Origin of the sequence: Pseudomonas sp. HN2 (genome assembly GCF_020736465.1) — a bacterium.
In the GTDB taxonomy this organism is placed as follows: Bacteria; Pseudomonadota; Gammaproteobacteria; order Pseudomonadales; family Pseudomonadaceae; genus Aquipseudomonas; species Aquipseudomonas moraviensis_A.
This window is the reverse complement of the sequence record NZ_CP085885.1, coordinates 1,689,929-1,711,869: the sequence shown is the minus strand read 5'-3', so window position 1 is coordinate 1,711,869 and position 21,941 is coordinate 1,689,929. Positions and strand designations below refer to the sequence as shown.

The following is a 21,941-nucleotide window of genomic DNA, read 5'->3' as shown; positions in this document are numbered from 1 at the left end:
TCGGCGGGCAACAATTCGGTTAAATACGGGGGTGAAAGGCGCCGCCTCAGCGACGCTCGATCGGCTCGATCACTTGCAACGCGAGGTTGCCTTTGTGCGAGCCCATCTTGACCTTGAAGGCCGGCACGCCGTTGGCGCGCATGATCATGTCTTCCGGCATCTCGACCGGGATCACATCGCCCGGTTGCATGTGCAGGATGTCGCGCAGCTTCAACTGGCGGCGGGCCACGGTGGCACCGATGGGCACGTCGACATCGAGCACATCCTGGCGCAGGGCATTGACCCAGCGCTCGTCCTGATCGTCGAGGTCGGACTGGAAACCGGCGTCGAGCATTTCCCGCACCGGCTCGATCATCGAGTACGGCATGGTCACGTGCAGGTCGCCGCCACCGCCATCGAGTTCGATGTGGAAGGTGGAGACGACAATCGCTTCGCTCGGGCCGACGATGTTGGCCATGGCCGGGTTCACTTCCGAGTTGATGTACTCGAAATTGACTTCCATGATCGCCTGCCAGGCTTCCTTCAGATCGACGAAGGCCTGCTCGAGAACCATGCGCACCACGCGCAGTTCGGTCGGGGTGAATTCACGCCCTTCGATTTTGGCGTGACGGCCGTCGCCGCCGAAGAAGTTGTCCACCAGTTTGAACACCAGTTTGGCGTCGAGGATGAACAGCGCAGTGCCGCGCAGCGGTTTGATCTTGACCAGATTGAGGCTGGTCGGCACGTACAGCGAGTGCACGTATTCGCCGAACTTCATCACCTGCACGCCACCGACGGCAACGTCCGCCGAGCGGCGCAGCATGTTGAACATGCTGATGCGGGTGTAGCGGGCGAAACGCTCGTTGATCATTTCCAGCGTCGGCATGCGTCCACGGACGATGCGATCCTGGCTGGTCAGGTCGTAGCTTTTGACACTGCCGGGTTCGGCAGCATTATCGGTCTGTACCAGACCATCATCGACGCCATGCAACAGCGCATCGATTTCATCCTGGGACAGCAGATCCTGCACGGCCATGTCGTGTTCCTACTGCAGTACGAAATTAGTGAAAAGCAACTGTTCGATAACCACTTTGCCCAGCTCTTTCTGCGCCACTTCCTGGACGCTGGCGGTGGCCTTCTGGCGCAACATCTCCTGGCCGACCGGGGTCGCCAGTGTGGCGAAATCCTGACCGGAGAAGAGCATCACCAGGTTGTTGCGGATAACCGGCATGTGCACTTTGAGCGCGTCCAGATCGGCCTGGTTACGCGCCAGCATGGTGATGCTCACCTGCATGTAGCGCTGACGGCCGTTCTGGTTGTAGTTGGCAACGAAGGCTGGCGCCATCGGCTCGAAAATCGCTGCCTGTTTGCCGACCGGCGCTGCTTCAGCGGCCTCGGCAGGCTTGCTCTGGGCGCCGTGCATGAAGAACCAGGTCGCCCCGACGGATGCACCAATGGCCACCAGCAACGCCAGCACGATCACGATGATCAGCTTAAGTTTGCCTTTGGTTGCGGGGTCTTTTACTGCTGCAGCTTCGCTCTTCGCCATGCCAATAATCCGTCACTAATCGGGGGTTTCACAGTCGCACGGCAAGGCAAGAGCAAGTGTTATGCCAGAAGTGTCGGAGGCTGAAGGGAGGGCGACATAAAACAAATGTAGGAGTGAGCCTGCTCGCGATTGCGGTGTGTCAGTCAACGAGTCCGCTAACTGACACACCGCAATCGCGAGCAGGCTCACTCCTACAGGGGGGGCTGTGCTTTATCAGGCGTAATAGTCGACCGCGCTGGTACCGATGACGCTGGTGGTCTGCGCCGCCACTTCAGCCACAGTGGCCGGTGCCAATTCTTCATCCGCCGAATCCAGACGCCCGCCGGCGGCGCTGGTGCGTCCGGTGTGGCCCTGCTGCGCCTGTTCCTGACCTTGCTGGCCCTGCCAGCCACGGTTCTGGTCGGAAACGTTGACGTCGACCTGGCCCATGCCCTGCTGGTTGAACATGTCGCGCAGGCGATGCATCTGGCTGTCGAGCGCTTCACGCACGCTCGGGTGCGCGCTCATGAAGGTCACCTGGGTCTGCTGATCGGGAACCATGTTCACGCGGATATCCAGGCGCCCCAGTTCAGCCGGTTGCAACTGAATATCGGCGGCCTTCAGGTTGACGCTGGACAGATACATGACGCGGTTGACCACTTCTTCAGTCCAGCCGCTCTGGTGCATGGCGATCGGCTGATTCACCGGCAGCGCATTCGCGGTTTTTGGCGTAGCGGCCTGGGTCAGTGCCGCCAGACGGTTGGCGAAGTCGTCGACGCGGGTATCGCTGGTGGTTGATTTCAGATCTTTCAGACCATCATCGATCAGCCCGCTGAAGGCTTTTTCGCCACCTTGGCTGGTGCTGTCCTTGTCGGCCTGGACGTCAAGCATGCTGGCCATGCCGGCGGCAAAGTTCTGCGCAGCGGACAATTCGCCGTCGGCCTGAGCCTGGGCGGGAGAGGCTTTCGGTTGTGCCTGACTGGCGGCAGAAATATGCCCGCCCTGCTCCATCGCCATGCGCACGGCCGGCATCGAGTCGAGCGGGTCGGCCGAGGGGTCGAAATCGCTGTCGGTAGCCGCCGGATCTTTGACCATGCCCGGCACGGCGGCCAAAGCAGGCGTTTCAGCTTCCGGCTGAGCTGGCGTTGCGACTACCGGGGTTTGCACGACAGGCGCGGCGACCAATGGCTGGACGACTTGAGCCAGGGCTGGATCCAGCGCCGGGTCTACAGGCGCGGTATCGACCACAGGGGTTTGTGCGGTTTCAGCGGTGTCATCGGCAGTGGCAGCTGCGTCGTCACTCGCCGCCGCTTTGTCCGCAGGCAACGCTTTGCCGCTATCGGCAACTGCTGGCTCGGGCGCGGCAGACTGATCTTTGCCGATATCCTTTTTGCCGCTGTTGTCAGCGACCTTGTCGCGTGCCGGTTTGACTGAATTATCGGCGCTGGCGGCAGGCTTGGCCGGCGCTTGATTGGCGAACACTTTGGCGAAGCTCGAAGCCTTGTCCCCGGCGTCTGCGGCCATTGCCGACGATTTGGCAGAGGCGGCTTGCGCCTTGGCCTGGGCGGCGGTCTGAAGAAGAATGTTGGGGGTCGCAGGCATGACACGGTCTCCGCTGCACTGGGATCGTAGGTACAGTTGAGCAAGATGACTGCAAGTGCCGGGCCAGTTTGGCCAGGCACTTGCGAAAAACGCCGGAAGGCGGCTTCAGTGGGTATGGGCGTGGTGCTTTTCGTCTTCGTACACGGGGCGTACGTCGGCGAACTCGGAATGGATGTCGGCAACCAGCTGAGCGAGTGCTTCCGGGCTTTTGTCCTTGGCATTCGACTCCAGGTCCTGGCACAACTCAGCGAGTCGGACCGCGCCCATGTTGCAGGCGCTGCCTTTGAAACTGTGGGCACAACTCATTAGCTGATCGGCGTCTTTGGTTGCGCGCAAGTTGCTCAAGCGCTCCTCAGAGTCATTCAGAAAAGTATCCAGAAGCTCTGGATAATCGCCCTCCATTACCTCGCGCAAGGTATCGAGAACGTCGCGATCTACACTTGGGTCAGTCACTTGCTCACTCCTTGATCAAGAATGGGCGGATTATGCCTCAATCTCCCAGAAAAACTCCACGCTGGCACTACGACCTTGGTCCGACCAGCTGGCGTTGTGCCCCAGTTGCCGAACCAGGCTGATGCCGCGTCCCGACAGGCGGACATTGTCCAGAGGCCGCTGCATGACCCGCGCCACATCGAAACCCTTGCCGCTGTCCTCGACCCGGATGACCAGACGCCCGCCCTTGCCTCGCGGTTGCACCTGCAGATGCACCCGCACGAAACCCTCCTGCAGCGCCTCCAGGCGTGCCGCACGCATTTCGTAGTAGCGGGCAAACCCGGCCGCATCGCGCTTGAGGCTGGAATCGAGCCCGAGCACGCCATGCTCCAGCGCATTGGAATACAACTCGGCGAGTACGCTGTACATGGCTCCGCTTTGCGAGCGCAGGCCGTGCACCTCAAGCAACAACTGCAAGAGAAATGGCAGCGGATTGAAGCGCCTGAGCGTGGCACCGCGAAACTCGAAACTGGCCGACCAGTCCAGCGGGCACGACTGGCCGCTGTCGGAATACACCGGTGCCGCGCCGTGGGCCTGCGTCGACTCGAGCAGGCTGACCTCGACCATGCTCACGTCATCACGGGCCTGTCCGCGAAAATCGCGCAACGCCTGCTCGATGTCCTCGAACAGCCGATCCGGCTCGCTATTGGCGGCAAAGACCTGCTGCAAACGCTCGACACCGAACAACTGGTCATTGGCATCGCAGGTATCGATCACCCCGTCCGATAACAGAAACACCCGATCATCAACGGCCATCGGATACACATCCGTACGGTCATCGAAGGCCTGCGCACTGAGAATTCCCAACGGTAAATGCCGCGCTGGCAGCGGCACGCGCTCGCCACTCGCCATGCGGTGCAAGTAACCGTCGGGCATGCCGCCGTTCCACACCTCCACCGAGCGGCTCTGGAAACTCAGACAGAGCAACGTGGCGCAGCAGAACATGTCCACCGGTAGGATGCGCTTGAGCTTGGCGTTCATCTCGCGCAGGGTTTCGGCCAGACCGTAGCCCTTGGCGGTCATGCCGTAGAACACTTCGGCCAGAGGCATCGCGCCGACTGCCGCCGGCAAGCCATGCCCGGTGAAATCGCCGAGCATGACGTGCATGTCACCGGCCGGCGTGTAGGCCGCCAGCAACAAATCGCCGTTGAACAGTGCGTACGGCGATTGCAGGTAACGGATGTTCGGCGCACTCAGGCAGCCAGAATGCGCAACCTTGTCGAACACCGCTTTGGCCACGCGCTGTTCGTTGAGCAAATAGTCGTGATGTCTGGCGATCAAGTCGCGCTGCTGCAGAACCGTCGCCTGCAGCCGGCGCAAGCGATCCATCGCCTTGATTTTGGCGGCCAGGATCACCTGGTTGTACGGCTTCGCCAGAAAATCGTCGCCGCCGGCCTCAAGACAACGGGCCAGCGCTTCGCTCTCGGTCAGCGAGGTAAGAAAAATGATTGGCACCAGCGCTTCGCCCGCCAGCGCCTTGATCTGCCGCGCCGCTTCAAAGCCGTCCATCACCGGCATCAGCGCATCCATCAGCACCAGATCGGGTTGCTGCTTTTGGAACGTATCGACCGCTTCAGCACCGTTGGCGGCCGTCAGTACCTGATGGCCCTGACGACGGACGATGGTCGACAGCAGCAACCGGTCGGCGGCGCTGTCTTCGGCGATGAGAATGGTCAGCGGCTCTTGCGCCTGCATGGGCGTCAACTGATGTCGAAGAGTTTGTCGAAGTTGGAAATCGCGAGGATTTTGCGTACGTCGGAGTTGCTGTTGACGACTCGCACATCCGAGTTATCGCCGCCGGCGTGATCCCGCAGCAGAAGCAGCATGCCCAGCGCCGAGCTGTCGAGGTAAGTGGCCTCTTTGAGATCGACCACGATGGATTCGGGTTTCTTGTCGAGTCGCTCATACGACTCGCGAAATTCCTGATGGCGACCGAAATCGAAGCGCCCTTTGACCGAGATCGTCAGCTTGTGACCATCCGGTGATACTTGTGTAACGACTGACATTGACTGGCTTCCTTGTCATTGACGAACCTGTACAAGGTTTAGCACTTGATCAAGCGCGCAGCAACCCGGACTACCGCAGGAGGATGTCGATCGGCGACTCACAAGTCACCATTTACCGTCCGTCGGGACTGTCAGATCTGACAGTGGAAGCTACAACTCGCCTCGACGCCTACTGCGTGTGACTGGCAGGCCGCCAGCACTCACACAGGATGGAGAAAATTTGCCATGACCAGTAAAACCTTTGAAATCTCCCTGGAAGGAACATCCAGCCCAAACAGGGTCACAAAAAAAGAATTCGAGGACGCCAAAGCGACATTGATGGCTTTTTACATTTTCGAACTGAATGATGCCGTGACCTTTAATATCCGAGGCGGTAGCAACCCTGAATACTCGAGATCGGCGAGCGTGACACCCTCAGGTGTAGAGCAGGGGAAAGTCGGCATAAAGCTCGACCCAACTCGGGATTGGCAGTTGCAGGGAAATGACGCAGTGGCTTACTTCACTGTTTCCAGGAACGGCACCCCGATCCCGGGCCAATCCCACGATTTGAACTTTTTTGTAGAAGAAAAATAACCAGTGTTTCCGCGGCATGATCTTAGAACGGATTCTGCCGCGGTAACCGCTGCGACAGTTCATCCAGCAACTTCTGCTCGCGCTTGTCTTCAAGGCGTTGCGCCTCTTCGCGATAACGTTGCACCAGCTTGCGTAGCCCTTCAACCCGGGCGAACGCCTGTTGCCATTCCTCACGCGCTTTGTCGAGCTTGTTCTGGTGCCAGACCAGGCTCTGCCGTTGCTGATCGACGGCGGTGTCGAGTTGCGCCAGAAAGCCCTGAAAACCCAGCAGCCACTGCCCGGTCACGCCGGTACTGCCGCGCACTATCCATTGCTGCGAGTAATCCAGACGAAAGGCATTGAGGTCGGCCAGTTTGCTTTCCGCAACTTTGACCTGACCCTGGAAATAGCCCAGTCGTTGCACGGCGGCTTTTTCGGCCTTCTCGGCCATTTCCACCACCGGCGCCAGGCGCGCTGCTCGGCTGACGGCCACGGCCGGTTACCCGCCCGCCGCTGGGGCGAACAGGGTTTCCAGGTAGGCCTGGCTTTCACCCATGGTGATTTTGTCGTTGAGGCCCTGGCGCTGATACCTGACCAGTTGCGGTTGCAGGGAAATCGCCAGATCGGTCTCGCGATCACCGCCGGCGACGTAAGCGCCGACGCTGATCAGATCGCGGCTCTGCTGATAGCGCGACCACAACTGCTTGAAGTACTGCGCACGCTGCATGTGATCCGGCGAAACCACCGCCGGCATGACCCGGCTGATCGAGGCTTCGATGTCGATCGCCGGATAGTGACCTTCCTCAGCCAGGCGCCGCGACAGCACGATGTGGCCGTCGAGCACGCCCCGCGCCGAGTCGGCAATCGGATCCTGCTGGTCATCGCCTTCGGACAGAACGGTGTAGAACGCCGTGATCGAACCGCCGCCCTTCTCCGCGTTACCGGCGCGCTCCACCAGTTTCGGCAGTTTGGCGAACACCGAGGGCGGATAGCCTTTGGTCGCCGGCGGTTCGCCGATGGCCAGAGCGATTTCCCGCTGGGCCTGGGCGAAACGAGTCAGCGAGTCCATCAACAGCAGAACGTTCTTGCCCTTGTCGCGGAAATACTCAGCGATGCGCGTGCAATACATTGCCGCGCGCATACGCATCAGCGGCGCATCGTCCGCTGGCGAGGCGACTACCACCGAACGCTTGAGGCCTTCTTCACCAAGGATGTGCTCGATGAATTCCTTAACTTCGCGACCACGTTCACCGATCAGGCCGACGACGATGATGTCTGCCTCGGTGAAGCGGGTCATCATGCCCAACAGCACCGATTTACCGACACCGGTACCGGCGAACAGACCCAGACGCTGGCCACGGCCGACGGTCAGCAAACCGTTGATGCAACGGATGCCGACGTCCAGCGGCACGCTGATCGGGTCACGGTTGAGCGGGTTGATTGTCGGGCCGTCCATCGGCACCCAGTCTTCGGCTTTCATGCCGCCCTTGCCGTCCAGCGCGCGGCCGGCGCCGTCGAGTACTCGGCCGAGCATGCTCATGCCCATCGGCAGCCGACCGGTGTCGGCCAGCGGCACCACGCGGGCGCCCGGGGCGATGCCGGCGACGCTGCCCACCGGCATCAAAAATACTTTGCTGCCGGAAAAACCCATGACTTCCGCTTCCACCTGGGACGGGTGATAGCTGTCGTCATTGATCACCATGCAGCGGGTGCCCATGGCGGCGCGCAGCCCTTCGGCTTCCAGGGTCAGACCGACCATGCGCAGCAGCCGACCTTCAAGGATCGGCGCGCCGGCAATCTCGGTGGCCTCGGCGTAGGTGCTCAGGCGCTTGGCGAAGCTGGTGCGTTCAAGGCGCATCGCTGGCGTCCACGCGCGGCTCGTCGGAGTCGACAGGCGCTGGGGTGTCTTGAGGAATTTCCAGGCTCAGGTCAGGCGTTGCCGGGTGCAACGCTTGTTCGTGCAACTGGTCGAACAGTTTGGCCATGACCTGAGTCACCCGCGATTCGACGCTGGCATCGATCCGACTGTGCTCGGTTTCAACCCGGCAGCCGCCCGGCAACAGCGACTCGTCTTCGACGATGCGCCAGGTTTCTTCGTGGCGTTCGCGCAGGGCTTTGACCTGGGCGAAGTCCTGCGGATTGACGTACAGGCGGACGTTTTCCACGCCCAGCGGCAACAGCTTGAGGGCATCGCGCATGACGTGTTCGATCTGCGTCGAATCGATGGCCAGTTCGCGCTTGATCACCTGCCTGGTGATGTGCTGCACGAGGTCGACCAGCGACTTTTCAATCTGTGTGTCTTGCTCGGCGATCGGCTCGAACAGGTTGCCCATCAACAGCTCAAGGCTGGCGATTTTTGCCGCCAGCGCTGTTTCGGCTTCCTGACGCACCTTCAGCGTGGTGCTGTGAAAACCTTCCTTTTCGCCAATGGCAAAGCCCTCGTTGTAAGCCTCCTGACGGATGCTTTCGAGCTCTTCCAGAGTCAGTGGCTGGACTTCTTCCAGCGGCACTTCTTCCATTTCCGGCGGTTCGGGTTCCGGCTCAGGTTCGGGTTCCGGTTTTGGCGGATCGAAGCTGGGCATCGCCCAGGATTCGAAGCCACGAACATCGCGGGCGCGGATCAGATCCGTCACAGACTCGTCAGGCTTATCCATGGGCTTAGATCATTTCCTCGCCGCCCTTGCCACCGAGCACGATCTCGCCGGCTTCGGCCATACGACGGGCGATGGTGAGGATTTCCTTCTGCGCGGTTTCGACATCGCTGACGCGCACCGGGCCTTTGGCCTCGAGGTCGTCGCGCAACAGTTCGGCGGCACGCTTGGACATGTTCTTGAAGATCTTTTCCTTGACGCCTTCGTCCGAGCCCTTGAGGGCCAGTACCAGCACATCGGAAGAGACTTCGCGCAACAGTGCCTGAATGCCACGGTCGTCGACGTCGGCAAGGTTGTTGAAGACGAACATGAGATCTTCGATCTGACCGGACAGGTCTTCGTCGACTTCGCGGATCGAGTCCATGAGCTGGCCTTCGATCGAGCTGTCGAGGAAGTTCATGATGTCGGCCGCACGCTTGATGCCACCCAGGGTGGTGCGCGAGGCGTTCGAGTTGCCGGAGAACTGTTTCTCGAGAATCTGGTTGAGTTCTTTCAAGGCTGCCGGCTGCACGGTGTTCAACGACGAAACGCGCAGGATGATGTCCAGACGCACCTTATGGTCGAAGTTGCCGAGCACTTCACCGGCCTGATCCGGGTCGAGGTACGCGACCACGATTGCCTGGATCTGCGGGTGTTCGTAACGAATGACGTCGGCGACGGCGCGCGGCTCCATCCATTTCAGACTGTCGAGGCCGCTGGTGTTGCCACCGAGCAGGATGCGGTCGATCAGGCCGTTGGCCTTGTCTTCGCCCAGGGCCTGGGTGAGCATCTTGCGCACGTAGTCGTCGGAACCGACGCCGAGGCTGGTCTGATCGCCGACGATGTCGACGAACTCGCTCATCACCTGCTCGACCTGCTCGCGGTGCACGTTGCCCATCTGCGCCATGGCCACGCCAACGCGCTGAACCTCTTTGGGGCCCATGTGGCGCAGCACTTGCGCGGCATCGGTCGAACCCAGGGACAGCAGCAGAATCGCGGCTTTGTCGACCTTGGTCAGTTTGACGGCGGCGGCTCGGTTATCACTCATCTGCGTTAATCCACTCTTTTACGACCTGAGCCACGCGACCCGGGTCTTCAGCTACCAGACTCTTGATTGCATTCAGCTGCGCGTCATAACCCTCGCTCGGGCTCGGCAACAGAATGCTCTGCGGACCACCGAGGCTCACGCGGTCGTTGGCCAGGTCGCCGTCCAGGCCGCCCATGCCACCGAGTTCCACGTCGCTGCCCAGACCGGCCAGCTCCTTGCCTTTGCCACCGCCGGTGATGTTGTTGAGCACCGGACGCAGCACACCAAACACCAGCACGAGGATGAACAGCACACCCAGCACTTGTTTGACGATGTCCCAGAACCATGGCTGGGAGTAGAACGGAATATCGGCAATCACTTCACCGCGCTCGGCGGAGAACGGCATGTTGATCACGCTGACGCTGTCACCACGGCTGGCGTCGAAACCGACGGCGTCCTGCACCAGACGCGTGAAGCGCGCCAATTCGTCGGCGCTCCACGGCGCACGGCTGGTTTCACCGTTGGCCGGGTTGATCTTGACCTGATCATCGACCACCACCGACACCGACAGGCGATTGAGACGGCCCTGCTGCTGTTTGGTGTGGCTGATCGAACGGTCGAGTTCGAAGTTCTTCGTCGATTGTTGACGCTTGTCGGCCGGATACGGCGCGAGCATCGGCTGGCCGGTGGCCGGGTCCATGATCTGCTGACCGTTGGCGTCAACCAGTGGCTGACCCGGCTGGATCATGCCGGCCGGTGCGGCGGTGCCACCGGTGGTCTGCGGCGCCGAGGCTGGCGACGGTGGCTGGTTGCTCAGGGCACCCGGCACACCTTGCGGGCCATTGCTGGCGGTGCGTTGTTCGTTGACCGACTGTTCGCTGCGCAACGCCGGTTGGTCCGGGTTGAACTGCTCGGCAGTCGATTCGACGGCATTGAAATCGATGTCGGCGGAGACTTCCGCTTTGTAGCGATCATTGCCCAATACCGGCTGCAGAATGTTGTGCACGCGTTGGGTGAGCATGCTTTCCATGCGGCGGCTGTAATCGAACTGCTTGCCGGCCATGGTCATTTCCGAGTTCTCCGCCTGATCGGAGAGCAGATTGCCCTTCTGATCGACGACGGTGATCTGCGATTTGCTCAACTCCGGCACGGACGTCGCGACCAGGTTGATGATCGCTACCACCTGACCCGGCTCCAGCGAACGCCCGCTATACAGCTCGACCAGTACCGAAGCGCTCGGCTTGCGCTCGTCACGGACGAACACCGAGCTCTTCGGAATTGCCAGGTGCACGCGGGCACCCTTGACGTTGTTCAGGCTGGAGATGGTGCGCGCCAGTTCGCCTTCGAGGCCGCGACGATAACGGGTCGCTTCCATGAACTGACTGGTGCCCAGACCCTGTTCCTTGTCGAGGATTTCGAAACCGATATTGCCGTCGCTGGGAGTGACACCAGCGGCAGCGAGTTTCATCCGCGCACGGGACAGGTCGTCGGCCTTGACCAGCAAGGCGCCGGAATTGGGTTCTACGTTGTAGGGAATGTCAGCGGCGGCCAGGGTTTCCATGACCTGCTTGGCGTCCAGGCCGGCAAGGCTGCCGTACAGTGGACGGTAATCCGGCTGCTGCGACCACAGCACCACGGCAAAGCCAATCGCCACGCTCGCAGCCAGGCCGACCAACAGGCCGACCTGACGCAGCACGGTCATCTGGGAAAGGTTTTCCAGAAAGGACAGGCCGAACAGCGGCGGTTTGCCGTCGATCGGGGTGGCCTTGGCCGGAACGTTATCAGCGACTGCTTCTGCCATGACTTATTTCGCCCTTAAACCGGCATCTGCATGATGTCTTGGTAAGCCTGGACCAGCTTGTTGCGCACCTGGGTCAGAGCCTGGAACGACACGCTGGCTTTTTGCGATGCGATCATCACGTCGGTCAGGTCGACACCGCTCTTGCCGATCTCGAACGCATTGGCCAGTTGAGTCGACGCCTGCTGGGTATCGCTGACTTTATTGATCGCCTGACCGAGCATGTCGGAAAAGCTGCTGCCGGCAATTTCAGGGACAGCGGCAGTCGATTTACGCGCAGACATGGCATCCACTTTCATGGCCTGCATGTCCATCATCAACCGATTAAATTCAATACCTTGGCTCATGGTCTACTCTCTTGGGCGGCCCGCAATTTTTTGACACTCACTCGGCGGGTACACAGGTATTAGCAACAAGGGTGCCAGCTCATGGGCACCCTTCTGAGAAAAGCATCTGGAATGTTTTGCAGCTTCCGTCAGGTGGCGAACAGATAGCCTTCGACGTCCATCCCGGCGTCGCGCATTTGCGCCAGTTTGTAGCGCAGGGTGCGGGGGCTGATGCCGAGCTTTTCGGCAGCTTCCTTGCGGCGGCCACGCTCGGCGCGCAGGGTGTCGATGATCATCTGAAACTCCCGGCGGCGCAGGTCGTCGCCCAGGGCTCCGGTGGAATCCGCCTCGATTTCCACCTCGCGAATCACCGGTGCCGCGACCGGCAACGGGGCAAATGTCACCGCACCGCTCAGGCAGAAATCCTGCGGCTGGATCAAGCCGCCCTGCTGCAGAATCAGCGCGCGCTGAATGGCGTTGTCCAGCTCCCGCACGTTGCCCGGCCACGGGTACTCGGTCAGGCAGGCTTGTGCTTCGGGGGAAAGCTTCGCCGCAGCGTGCTTCATTTTATTGACGTGTTTGGCCAACAACTTTTCCGCCAGCGGCAGGATATCGGCAGTACGCTCGCGAAGTGGACGCCAGGCCAGAGGAAAAACCGACAAGCGGTAAAACAGGTCTTCACGGAAGCGCCCCGCTGCCACTTCGCCAGCCAGATCACGGTTGGTCGTGGCGACCACGCGGATATCCAGACTGATCGGCTTGCGTGCGCCCACGCGCTCGACTTCGCGCTCCTGCAGGACCCGCAACAGTTTGGCTTGCAGACCCAGCGGCATTTCGGAAATTTCATCGAGCAGAATGGTGCCACCGTCCGCTTGCTCGAACTTGCCGGCCTGCGAGGCGATAGCGCCGGTAAACGAGCCTTTCTCATGCCCGAACAGTGTCGCTTCAAGCATGTTGTCGGGAATCGCCGCACAGTTGATCGCAATAAATGGCTGACTGGCCCGCCGCGATTGCTGGTGAATGTAGCGCGCCAATACTTCTTTACCGGTGCCGGACTCGCCGGAGATCAGGACAGTCGAATCACTGCGCGCGACCCGCGCGGCCAGTTCAAGCAACTGCGCACTGGCCGGCTCGACAGCAACGGGGCCCTCCGCTTCGCCAGCATCAATGCTGCCCAACGCGTGCCGGGCCACCAGATCAAGCAACGCTTTGGGTTCGAACGGCTTGACCAGATAATCCGCCGCGCCCTGGCGCATGGCATCGACCGCACGCTCGACTGCGCCGTGGGCGGTCATCAGCAGCACCGGCAATTGCGGTTGGCGCGCGCGCAGCAGGGCAAGCAATTGATGGCCGTCCATGCCCGGCATGTTGACGTCGCTGACCACCAGACTGAAGGCTTGCTGCGCGACGGCCGTCAGTGCTTCTTCGGCGCTGCCGACGGCGTGATAGTCGTGGCCGGCGAGCAACAGCGTATCGGCCAGCGCTTCGCGCAACGAACGGTCATCCTCGACCAGCAACACCTTGATGCCCATGACGATCATTCAACTCCCTGTGCAGCGGAAAACAGCGGCAGGCTGACCTGCGCGCAGGTACCGCGCCCGACCCGCGAACGCAGGGTCAATTCTCCCTGATGGGCACGCGCCACCGCTTTGACCACGGTCAGGCCAAGGCCGGTCCCGGTGACTTTGGTAGTAAAAAAAGGCTCGCCGAGGCGCGCCAAAACTGTCGGCTCAATGCCGCTGCCGCTGTCGCTGACACACACGCGCAGGGTGTTGCCCCTGGTGTAGCAATGCACTTTCAGCCGCGCTTCGCCGGCGCTGGCCTGGATGGCATTTTCAATCAGATTCAGCAATGCGCCGACCAGCGTATCGCGGTTGCACAGCAGCTCACCGGCATGGCTGTCGCACTGCCAGCGAATCGGCAGATCCTGCACGTGGGTCAGCGCCGCGGCCTGCAGCGACTGAATCAAGGCATCGGGGGTGAGGCGATCAGTCAGGGGCAATTCACCACGGGCGAACACCAGCATGTCGCGCACTTGATGTTCGAGTTCGTGCAGACGCTCTTTCAGGCGTCCGGCAAAGCGCTGCTGGGTTTCCACCGGCAATTGCTGCTCAGTCAAATGACTGGCGTAAAGCAAAGCGGCGGACAGCGGCGTGCGAATCTGATGGGCCAGAGACGCGACCATGCGCCCCAGCGAAGACAACCGCTCGTGCCGTGCCAGTTGATCTTGAAGATGACGGGTTTCCGTCAAATCATTGAGCAGCACCAACTGCCCCGGCTCGGCGTCCAGCGAGCGGGTGGAGATCGACAGGCGTCGACCGTTTTTAAGAGAGATTTCATGACCGTCGTCTTCACGCGGAGCGAAGCAGCGTGCGATCACATGGCGCCAGAGTTCGCCTTCGAGTGGCGAGCCAAGCAGGTCGATGGCGGCCGGGTTGGCTTCGCGCACCAGACCGTGGCCGTCGATAACGATCACGCCGCCGGGCAACAGGTCGAGGAGGTTTTGCAGACGATTGGCCAAGCGTTCTTTTTCCGCCAGCTCCTGCATGCGCTGGGCGCTGACCACCGCCAGCTCACCCTTGAGCTCGGTGACGCGGGCTTCGAGCAGGCTGTAAGAGTCGGTCAGCTGGCTCGACATCTGGTTGAACAGCTGAAAGGCCTGCTCAAGTCCCTGACGGCTTGCCTGCTCTACGGACGAGGGTTGCCCCACGATATTGGAGGCAGAAGAGATCTGGGCGGCTTGGGGCATTGGGCTCTCTCGCTTGGCTGACCGTCAGTGAAACGGAACGTTGCGAGGGCTATAGCAATACCCGTGCCTAAAAAAAACCGCTTATAAATGAAGCGGTTGAAAAACAGGCGTCAATCATCCGCCTGTTCGTCTCCTCCAGCCCGGCTCATGCCGTACTTGCGCATCTTCTCGACCAGCGTGGTGCGACGAATACGCAGACGCTCAGCGGCACGGGCGACAATGCCATTGGCATCGTCCAGCGCCTGCTGAATCAGGCCCTGCTCCAAGCCACCGAGGTAGTCCTTGAGGTCCAGACCTTCCGGCGGCAGCAGTGCGTTGGCGCTGAAGTCCGGAGTATGGCCATTGATCGCCACGCGCTCTTCAAGATCGCTACGCAGACTGTCGACCATTTGCTCGTCTTCGTCGTCGACGTAGCGGAATTTTTTCGGCAGCTCGACCACGCCGATCACCCCGTACGGGTGCATGATCGCCATACGCTCAACGAGGTTGGCCAGTTCGCGGACGTTGCCCGGCCAGCCGTGACGGCACAGCGACATGATCGCCGCCGAGTTGAAACGGATCGAACCACGCTTCTCGTGCTCCATGCGCGAGATCAGTTCGTTCATCAACAGCGGGATATCTTCGACACGCTCGCGCAGCGGCGCCATCTCGATCGGGAACACGTTCAGGCGATAGTAGAGGTCTTCGCGGAACGAGCCGATCTCGATCATGCTTTCGAGATTCTTGTGGGTCGCGGCAATGATGCGCACGTCGACGCTCTGGGTCTTGTTGCTGCCCACGCGCTCGAAGGTGCGTTCCTGCAGCACGCGCAGCAGCTTGACCTGCATAGGCAGCGGCATGTCGCCGATTTCGTCGAGGAACAGCGTGCCGCCGTTGGCCAGTTCAAAGCGTCCGGCACGGCTGGTGATTGCACCAGTGAAGGCGCCCTTCTCGTGGCCGAACAGTTCGCTTTCCAGCAGCTCAGCAGGGATCGCCCCGCAGTTGACCGGGACGAACGGCGCGTCGCGGCGCTTGGAGTGGTAGTGCAGGTTGCGCGCGACCACTTCCTTGCCAGTGCCGGACTCGCCAAGGATCAGCACGCTGGCGTCGGTGTCGGCCACCTGCTGCATCATCTGACGGACATGCTGAATCGCACGACTGGTGCCGACGAGGCTGCGGAAAAGATTGGGTTCGCGATGACGGCCGCGTTCACGGGCCTGGTCGTACATCTCGCGATAGACCTGAGCGCGGTGCAGCGAATCGAGCAATTTGCTGTAGCTGGGCGGCATTTCCAGGGTCGAAAGGACGCGGCGACGCTGGTCTTCAGGCAGGTCAACGGAAGAATTATCGCCCATTAACAAAACCGGAAGGAACTCATCCCAGGTTGCGAGTGTCTTTAGCAAGCCCAAAAGCGCGCCAGGAGCATTGACGGTCCCGATCAGTACGCAAATGACCTCACGACTAGACGACAAAGAGCCGACTGCCTGCTGCCAGTCATGGCTGCCGCAGGGTAAATTTTCTTCGCCAAGAAAATTCAAAATCACCGCCAGGTCGCGGCGGCGGACGCTATCGTCATCGATCAGCAGAATTTTGGTTTCACGCCACATGCAATAGCAACTTCCCTAGTCAACTCAATGCCCGAAAAATAAGGCAAGCGAGACGCTTGCAGGACACCATGTGCCTGTAGACGCCCTAAACCTGATAATAGCCACTAGTTAAGTCAAAAAACCGTGCACAGTCAAATTTATGGCGCACATCTCCGGTTCAACTGACGGTTAATCAACCAAACAGATGGTAAACCTTTGCAGCCTTTTGCGCTTGGGTGATCTGCGACATCTCGTTGGCTATCGCCTGCCTCTCGCCCATTGCCACCTCAAGAAGCTCTTTGTACACATGCAGCAGCTCCTCAAGGTTGTCGCGTAGCGCAACTTCATCCATCGAAGATTCCGCCATGACGTCTTCCATGCAGGAACGGCAAGCCAGATCCAGCTCGCCAATGGCTTCCCAGTTTCGCTCGGCCAGAGCACCGACCAACGCTTCACGGGTATCGGCTATTCGCTGCAATACAAGACTCATGGTGATCTCCTTCAGAACTGCGGAGCCGGCACAGGCGCGATGGCGTCCCAGCCTTCTTTGACCGTTGTCAGCAGACCGGCCACTTCGTCGAGGACACGTGGATCGCTGCTGATATTTGCTTCGGCAAGGCGCTTCATCATGTAGATGTACAGGCCATCCAGATCGGCCAGTGCCTCTGCATTACTTTCGAGATCGAGACCTTCGCGCAGGCCACTGACGATGCCGATGGCCTTGCTGATCGCCGTACATTTGCCGGGAATGTCCTTGCGCTCGATGGCACCTTTTGCCTGAGCAATACGGGCGAGGCCGCCTTCCATCAACATTTGCACCAGGCGGTGCGGGCTCGCTTCGGACGTCTGCGCATGGGCGCCGACTTTCTGGTATTGCCGAAGGGCTAACATCGGGTTCATGTTCTACCTCATTGCCACGTTGACTCGTATAACCAGTGTATCGCCAACCGGTCCGAAAACTTTAGATCAAAAGACAAAAACCCGGCGCACGCCGATAAAGCGTAGCCGGGTTTTTGTCGTGACTGACTGTTACTTCGCCGACTGCTGCGCGTTCAGCGAGCTGAAGAACGAGGTGATGTTGCTCGCCGTTGCCTTCATCTGCCCGACCAGCAAGTCCATGGCATTGTACTTGGCGGTCAATGTCTTGGTCAGGTTGGCGACACGCAGATCCAGCGCCAACTGCTGGTTGGTCAGATTGCGTGTGTTGTTATTCAGAATGGCGAGGCGCTGATCCAGCAAACCGGTTGTGACCTTGCCGCCCACAGGCGCCTTGAGGTACGGATCAACCGCCTTGCTCATGCGCGCCAACAGACCGTTGGTATCGTTGGTCCCGGTAAACAACTGCTGAACCTGACCCGTCATTCCGGGCTGGTCCATAGTCTTGTTGAAGGCAGCGGTATCGAAGGTCAGGTTACCGCTGGTGCGGTCGGTCATTACACCCAATTGCGACAGCACAGACAGGGGGCCGCCTGCACCCGGAGCCGTCAGTTCAGCACGAATATCGGCTATCAGTGTACGCGGCAGCGAATCGCCCGTGAATGCAGCCTGCACGGTCAGCTTGCCGTCTTCGTCCGGCGTCGCCTTGGACAGGGTATCGATGGTTTTCTTCAGCGTGTTGTAAGCGTCGACAAACGACTGGATCGATGTCTGCAACCCTTTGGTGTTGGCATCAACACTGACGACAGTAGGCGCGCCATTGGCTGGCGTGACCGAAGTGAGATTCAGGGTCAGCCCGCTGATTGCGCCGCTCACCGTATTACTCTTGCTGGTTACTGTCAGCCCGTCGATGGTCAGCTGGGCGTCTTGTGCTACGCCGTTGACAGCACCCGAAGCGCCTGCCGCCGGACTGGTTCCCAGCGGCTGAGTGCCATCGATTTCCAGACCGGCAATGCCGCTGACGGTAAGGTCAGAACCGGCGCCGGTCTTGCTTGAGCTGATCACCAGGCGCGAGGACCCGCTGCTGTCGGTAACAATGTTCGCAGAGATTCCGTTAGCGCCTTGAGCTTTGTTGATCGCGTCACGCGTGCTCTGCAAGGTCGCGCCAGCCGGGATATCGACGTTGTAATCAGTGCCATTCTGACTGATTTTCAGGGTACCACTCGGAATGGCACTGGCGGCACCGCCGGCGAAAGAAGCACTGGCAATTTTCGAGCCCGTGGCCAGTTTGCTCACAACAACATTGTATTTGCCCGAAACTGCGGTGCTGTCGGACGTGGCGCTGAGGATATCCGCGTTACCCGAAGTCGCCGTGAAGCCGGCAAACGCAGGATTGGTTTTGCTGCTCAGATTGGTCATCGCGGTCTGGAATGCGGTCAGCGCACTCTTCAACGACCCGACACCAGAAATTTTCAGGCTGTTGGTTTTGGTCGCAGAATCGATTTGCGTCTGCTTCGGCGATTTGTCGGCGTTGACCAGCGCGGTCACGATCGCGCCGATGTCCAGGCCGGAACCCAGTCCGGAACCCGGTAGAATTGGACTTGCCATGTGCATCTCCCTTCAGATTGTTGCCATTCTTTTGACCGTTACAGGCGTCTTGAGAACGAACAAACACTATTCATGCCATTTATCAGACTTTGGCGTCGAACAACACGTGGCTTGCGTTGGCGAGGCTGTCCGCCAGTTTGAGGGCTTCAGCGGAAGGAATCTGTCGAACAACTTCACCCGTCTCGCTCGCAATCACCTTGACGATGACCTTGCCGGAATGCTCGTCAATCGAGAACTCCAAATTACGCTTGATCGACTGGACGAATTTTTCGATCTCTTGCACCGCCAGTTTCAACTTGGCGCCGTCCGAATCCTGATCCTTGGCAGCGACCGGCGCTTCAGTCTTTTGGACTTTAGGCAGCTCTGACGTTTTGTCAGCAACCGGTGGCACTGGCTTGGGAGCCGGATAAGACACGTTAAGCTTCACGCTCATGTCCATGCCCATCACCTCTTAACGAAAAAAAGCGAGAGAGCACGACCAGCGCACTCCCCCGCTCAAACCTGTTCCGAATTACTGAAGCAGTTTCAGTACAGCGGAAGGCAGTTGGTTGGCCTGGGCCAGAACCGAAGTGGAAGCTTGCTGCAGAGTTTGCTGCTTGGTCAGGTTAGCAGTTTCTGCGGCGAAGTCGGTGTCCTGTACACGACCCTGAGCAGCGGTGGTGTTTTCAGTGATGTTCTGCAGGTTGGAGATGGTGCTGGTCAGACGGTTCTGCGAAGCACCGAGGCTGGCACGGGTTGCACCGATTGCAGCGATAGCGGCGTCGATTGCAGTGATCGCGCTGTCGATGGCAACGGCTGCGTCAGACGGGCTGGCGCCGGTCAGGGCCAGAGTACCGCTACCAACCGACAGGCTGACGGCGTCGAACTTGGAGCTCAGTACCAGGTCGATGTGGTTAGCCGAACCAGTGTTTGCGCCAACTTGCAGAGTCACAGTACCAGCCGAACCGTCCAGCAGGTTCTTGCCGTTCAGGTTGGTCGAAGCGGAGATACGGGTGATCTCGTCCGACATCTGAGCGAATTCAGAGTTGGTAGCGGTCTGGTCAGCGGTGCCGTTGGTACCGTTACGGGCTTTAACAGCCAGTTCACGCATACGCTGCAGGATGTCGGTAGTGGCTTGCAGAGCGCCTTCAGCGGTCTGGGCAACGGAGATACCGTCGTTGGCGTTCTGGATGGCCTGGGTGTTACCGCGGATCTGCGAAGACATACGGTTGGAGATCTGCAGGCCAGCGGCGTCGTCTTTGGCGCTGTTGATTTTCAGGCCGGAAGACAGGCGCTGCATCGAGGTGGACAGAGCGTCGGAAGCGCGGTTCAGGTTTTTCTGAACGTTCAACGATGTGGTGTTAGTGTTTACTGTTAAAGCCATGACGAATTCCTCGTTGGTTGGGTACTGCGGCTTCCGGCCCTGGCAACCGCCGGGTATGGCCTAGAGAACCTTCGTAATAGTTATCGTCGGGTTTGCAGGTTGCTTGAGGGCTTTTTGAAAAAATTTTGCCATCACCACGCCACCCCCGAGAAAACAATGACTTAGCTGTACTTCAACCGCATAAAAATGACGTCATAAAACTGCCTGTCACGCAAAGCCGCGGGCCAGTGCTGCGCAGCAGTTCAGCGCCTGGCACTTTCCAGCAATTCAACCAGTTCGTATTCCATAGAGTCGGCCAGTCCCAACCAGTCCTGGCGCTCCTGGCAATCGAGCATTTGCATGAGCACCTGCGCCCACGCCTGCTGGATCTCTATTGGGGCAGACGACAGACATTGCTGGGCCTGTTCGAACACATCGACCATGGTCAACGCCGCTTCTACGTCACGCCCCAGCCGAAACAATGCAGCGCATTGGCGACACTGATCCTGACTGTGATTCAGCGCACTCATTGCACGAACTCCGGATTGAAAGCGGTGCCGGCGATCAGCGCGCCGGCGCGGCTGCTGTTGAGAAATTCGACCTGTGGATGCGCGGCGATATAACGCTCGAGCACACACAGATAGCCGCGAAAATTCAGCTGGGTACTGACGCGCTGACCATGGCCATCGCGCACCCAATGCCGCGCCTGGGCCAGCGGCGGACCCAAATCGCCATCGCCCCACCCGGCGTGGGTCTTGTTCATCGGGAAGGCGAAGTCAGCGCCGAACAGAGTGATTCGACTCGCACCCATTTTTACCGCGAGATCCACTGCCGGATGGATCACGCTGCCGCCGACGTGCAGCTCGCCGCGTGGATACTGTTCTTTCAGCTCGGCATAGATCGGGCTGGCCGAATAGCCGCCATAGCGCTTGCCCTTCCATGCCTTCAATATCTGCGGATCGCTCATCGGCAGGTACACCAGCGTAATGCCGTCAGACTTCTCGAAGGGCAAATGCCGAAAGCCGATGCGTTGATCGATGCTTACCACCAGATCAGGCACGATGCCGTGTTCGCGCAATGGTCGGTAGGCCGTATCAACGCAGATGAACACCGGTCGCTCGGCAAGCTGACGGATCGCCGCGAGACGTTCGAAATGCTGCTCCAGTGTCGGCCCGGTGGCGATTACGTAGACTTCGCGGCCAGCGCAGCTACCGAACAATTGCGCCACATCGCCATCGCCGAGCAACACTGGCAGACTTTCCTGCAAGCGCTGCCGGATTTCTGGTGACTGCGGATCGAAATCGCGGTTATTGAATGTCAGGTGCACTTCATTGATCAGCCGGTCGCGAATCTTCGCATTGAAGTCATCGGCCAGCAGCATCTCGGCCGGCAGGGCAAAGAACGGCGTGAAGAAGTCCGGGTGATCGCCGGCGTAAAACAGTTCGACCCGAGGGTCCTGCAGCCACTGGCGCTGATCGAGCAGTTGCAGCACCAGCGCGAACAGCGCGCCATTGAGGATGTGTACGTACAGGCGCTCGAGCCCCGCGCGCTCGAGCAGCACACCGGGCAAGTCGCCCAAGCCAGTGCCATAGACGTGCAGTTGCGGTTTTTCCGGCAGGCTCGCCGCCTGAATCTTCGCCTCATGCAGGCGATCATGGCGGCTGGTGAGCTGAATGCCGTCGACGCTCAGCGTCGAGCCCAGCCCTTGCACGAGTTCGGCCTGCACGGACGCGCTGTCTTCAGCCATCAATCGCTCGAACAGCGCCGGCCAGCGCCGTTGCAACACCTCGGCATTGGCTTGGAAAAACTCGCTCATGGCGCCTCGCGCTCCTTCTCGGGCAAAAAAATAGCGTTCAAGGTT

The 21,941-nt window shown here is 59.9% G+C and carries 23 protein-coding genes; 1 reads left to right on the top strand and 22 read right to left on the bottom strand.

Annotated elements, in window-relative coordinates; translation table 11 throughout:
* Positions 1-46: 46 nt before the first annotated feature.
* The 6 genes from fliM to LIS66_RS07490 all read right to left on the bottom strand — a co-directional run bounded on the left by fliM (position 47) and on the right by LIS66_RS07490 (position 5,607).
* Entirely contained in the window at positions 47-1,015 is a 969-nt protein-coding gene (fliM, locus tag LIS66_RS07515) for a flagellar motor switch protein FliM (protein ID WP_003222890.1), read from the bottom strand.
* A gap of 9 nt (positions 1,016-1,024) precedes the next feature.
* On the bottom strand, positions 1,025-1,528 hold the full coding sequence (gene fliL, locus LIS66_RS07510; RefSeq protein WP_016771071.1) for a flagellar basal body-associated protein FliL: 504 nt from the start codon (positions 1,526-1,528) through the stop codon (positions 1,025-1,027).
* Positions 1,529-1,741: 213 nt separating this feature from the next.
* Positions 1,742-3,109: a flagellar hook-length control protein FliK gene (locus tag LIS66_RS07505; RefSeq protein WP_227973917.1), complete on the bottom strand. Its 1,368-nt coding sequence runs from the start codon at positions 3,107-3,109 to the stop codon at positions 1,742-1,744.
* A gap of 105 nt (positions 3,110-3,214) precedes the next feature.
* Positions 3,215-3,562, bottom strand: coding sequence for an Hpt domain-containing protein (locus LIS66_RS07500; protein WP_227973916.1), 348 nt, complete (start codon positions 3,560-3,562; stop codon positions 3,215-3,217).
* A gap of 30 nt (positions 3,563-3,592) precedes the next feature.
* On the bottom strand, positions 3,593-5,296 hold the full coding sequence (locus LIS66_RS07495) for an ATP-binding SpoIIE family protein phosphatase (protein ID WP_290127607.1): 1,704 nt from the start codon (positions 5,294-5,296) through the stop codon (positions 3,593-3,595).
* Between the two features lie 5 nt (positions 5,297-5,301).
* Complete coding sequence (locus LIS66_RS07490) at positions 5,302-5,607, bottom strand: STAS domain-containing protein (protein WP_042607534.1); 306 nt, start codon at positions 5,605-5,607, stop codon at positions 5,302-5,304.
* 225 nt (positions 5,608-5,832) lie between these two features.
* Here LIS66_RS07490 and LIS66_RS07485 point away from each other — a divergent pair, with 225 nt between their 5' ends.
* Positions 5,833-6,180 carry a hypothetical protein gene (locus LIS66_RS07485; protein WP_042607533.1) on the top strand — a complete coding sequence of 116 codons (348 nt, stop codon included), beginning with the start codon at positions 5,833-5,835 and terminating at the stop codon, positions 6,178-6,180.
* A 22-nt stretch (positions 6,181-6,202) separates the two neighbouring features.
* On the opposite strand, the gene fliJ is transcribed toward LIS66_RS07485, so the two are convergent.
* The 16 genes from fliJ to LIS66_RS07405 form a co-directional block, all read right to left on the bottom strand.
* Positions 6,203-6,652 (bottom strand): flagellar export protein FliJ, encoded by a 450-nt coding sequence (gene fliJ / locus LIS66_RS07480; protein ID WP_042607532.1) that lies wholly within the window; start codon positions 6,650-6,652, stop codon positions 6,203-6,205.
* Positions 6,653-6,658: 6 nt separating this feature from the next.
* Positions 6,659-8,017: a flagellar protein export ATPase FliI gene (gene fliI / locus LIS66_RS07475; RefSeq protein WP_039761176.1), complete on the bottom strand. Its 1,359-nt coding sequence runs from the start codon at positions 8,015-8,017 to the stop codon at positions 6,659-6,661.
* Positions 8,007-8,813 (bottom strand): flagellar assembly protein FliH, encoded by an 807-nt coding sequence (gene fliH / locus LIS66_RS07470; RefSeq protein ID WP_042607531.1) that lies wholly within the window; start codon positions 8,811-8,813, stop codon positions 8,007-8,009. Before fliH ends, fliI begins: the two co-directional genes overlap by 11 nt.
* Before the next feature lie 4 nt (positions 8,814-8,817).
* Positions 8,818-9,837 (bottom strand): flagellar motor switch protein FliG, encoded by a 1,020-nt coding sequence (gene fliG, locus LIS66_RS07465; protein WP_039761172.1) that lies wholly within the window; start codon positions 9,835-9,837, stop codon positions 8,818-8,820.
* Positions 9,830-11,617: a flagellar basal-body MS-ring/collar protein FliF gene (gene fliF, locus LIS66_RS07460; RefSeq protein WP_042607530.1), complete on the bottom strand. Its 1,788-nt coding sequence runs from the start codon at positions 11,615-11,617 to the stop codon at positions 9,830-9,832. The genes fliG and fliF overlap by 8 nt, the downstream gene beginning before the upstream one ends.
* A gap of 14 nt (positions 11,618-11,631) precedes the next feature.
* Positions 11,632-11,961 carry a flagellar hook-basal body complex protein FliE gene (fliE, locus tag LIS66_RS07455; protein WP_016771081.1) on the bottom strand — a complete coding sequence of 110 codons (330 nt, stop codon included), beginning with the start codon at positions 11,959-11,961 and terminating at the stop codon, positions 11,632-11,634.
* Positions 11,962-12,089: 128 nt separating this feature from the next.
* Positions 12,090-13,472 (bottom strand): sigma-54-dependent transcriptional regulator, encoded by a 1,383-nt coding sequence (locus LIS66_RS07450; RefSeq protein ID WP_123418117.1) that lies wholly within the window; start codon positions 13,470-13,472, stop codon positions 12,090-12,092.
* 5 nt (positions 13,473-13,477) lie between these two features.
* Positions 13,478-14,689, bottom strand: a complete 1,212-nt coding sequence (locus LIS66_RS07445; RefSeq protein ID WP_227973914.1) for a sensor histidine kinase — start codon at positions 14,687-14,689, stop codon at positions 13,478-13,480.
* Positions 14,690-14,799: 110 nt separating this feature from the next.
* On the bottom strand, positions 14,800-16,275 hold the full coding sequence (locus LIS66_RS07440; RefSeq protein ID WP_041479014.1) for a sigma-54 dependent transcriptional regulator: 1,476 nt from the start codon (positions 16,273-16,275) through the stop codon (positions 14,800-14,802).
* A 172-nt stretch (positions 16,276-16,447) separates the two neighbouring features.
* Positions 16,448-16,744 carry a flagellar protein FliT gene (locus LIS66_RS07435; RefSeq protein ID WP_227973913.1) on the bottom strand — a complete coding sequence of 99 codons (297 nt, stop codon included), beginning with the start codon at positions 16,742-16,744 and terminating at the stop codon, positions 16,448-16,450.
* 11 nt (positions 16,745-16,755) lie between these two features.
* A complete protein-coding gene (fliS, locus tag LIS66_RS07430; RefSeq protein WP_227973912.1) occupies positions 16,756-17,154 on the bottom strand; it encodes a flagellar export chaperone FliS in 399 nt (132 codons plus the stop codon).
* Positions 17,155-17,283: 129 nt separating this feature from the next.
* Positions 17,284-18,738, bottom strand: a complete 1,455-nt coding sequence (fliD, locus tag LIS66_RS07425) for a flagellar filament capping protein FliD (protein ID WP_042607527.1) — start codon at positions 18,736-18,738, stop codon at positions 17,284-17,286.
* An 82-nt stretch (positions 18,739-18,820) separates the two neighbouring features.
* Complete coding sequence (locus LIS66_RS07420; RefSeq protein ID WP_042607526.1) at positions 18,821-19,177, bottom strand: flagellar protein FlaG; 357 nt, start codon at positions 19,175-19,177, stop codon at positions 18,821-18,823.
* A gap of 72 nt (positions 19,178-19,249) precedes the next feature.
* A complete protein-coding gene (locus LIS66_RS07415) occupies positions 19,250-20,101 on the bottom strand; it encodes a flagellin domain-containing protein (protein ID WP_042607525.1) in 852 nt (283 codons plus the stop codon).
* Between the two features lie 242 nt (positions 20,102-20,343).
* A complete protein-coding gene (locus LIS66_RS07410; RefSeq protein WP_042607524.1) occupies positions 20,344-20,610 on the bottom strand; it encodes a hypothetical protein in 267 nt (88 codons plus the stop codon).
* Positions 20,607-21,896: a motility associated factor glycosyltransferase family protein gene (locus LIS66_RS07405; RefSeq protein ID WP_227973911.1), complete on the bottom strand. Its 1,290-nt coding sequence runs from the start codon at positions 21,894-21,896 to the stop codon at positions 20,607-20,609. The genes LIS66_RS07410 and LIS66_RS07405 overlap by 4 nt, the downstream gene beginning before the upstream one ends.
* Positions 21,897-21,941 lie beyond the last annotated feature (45 nt).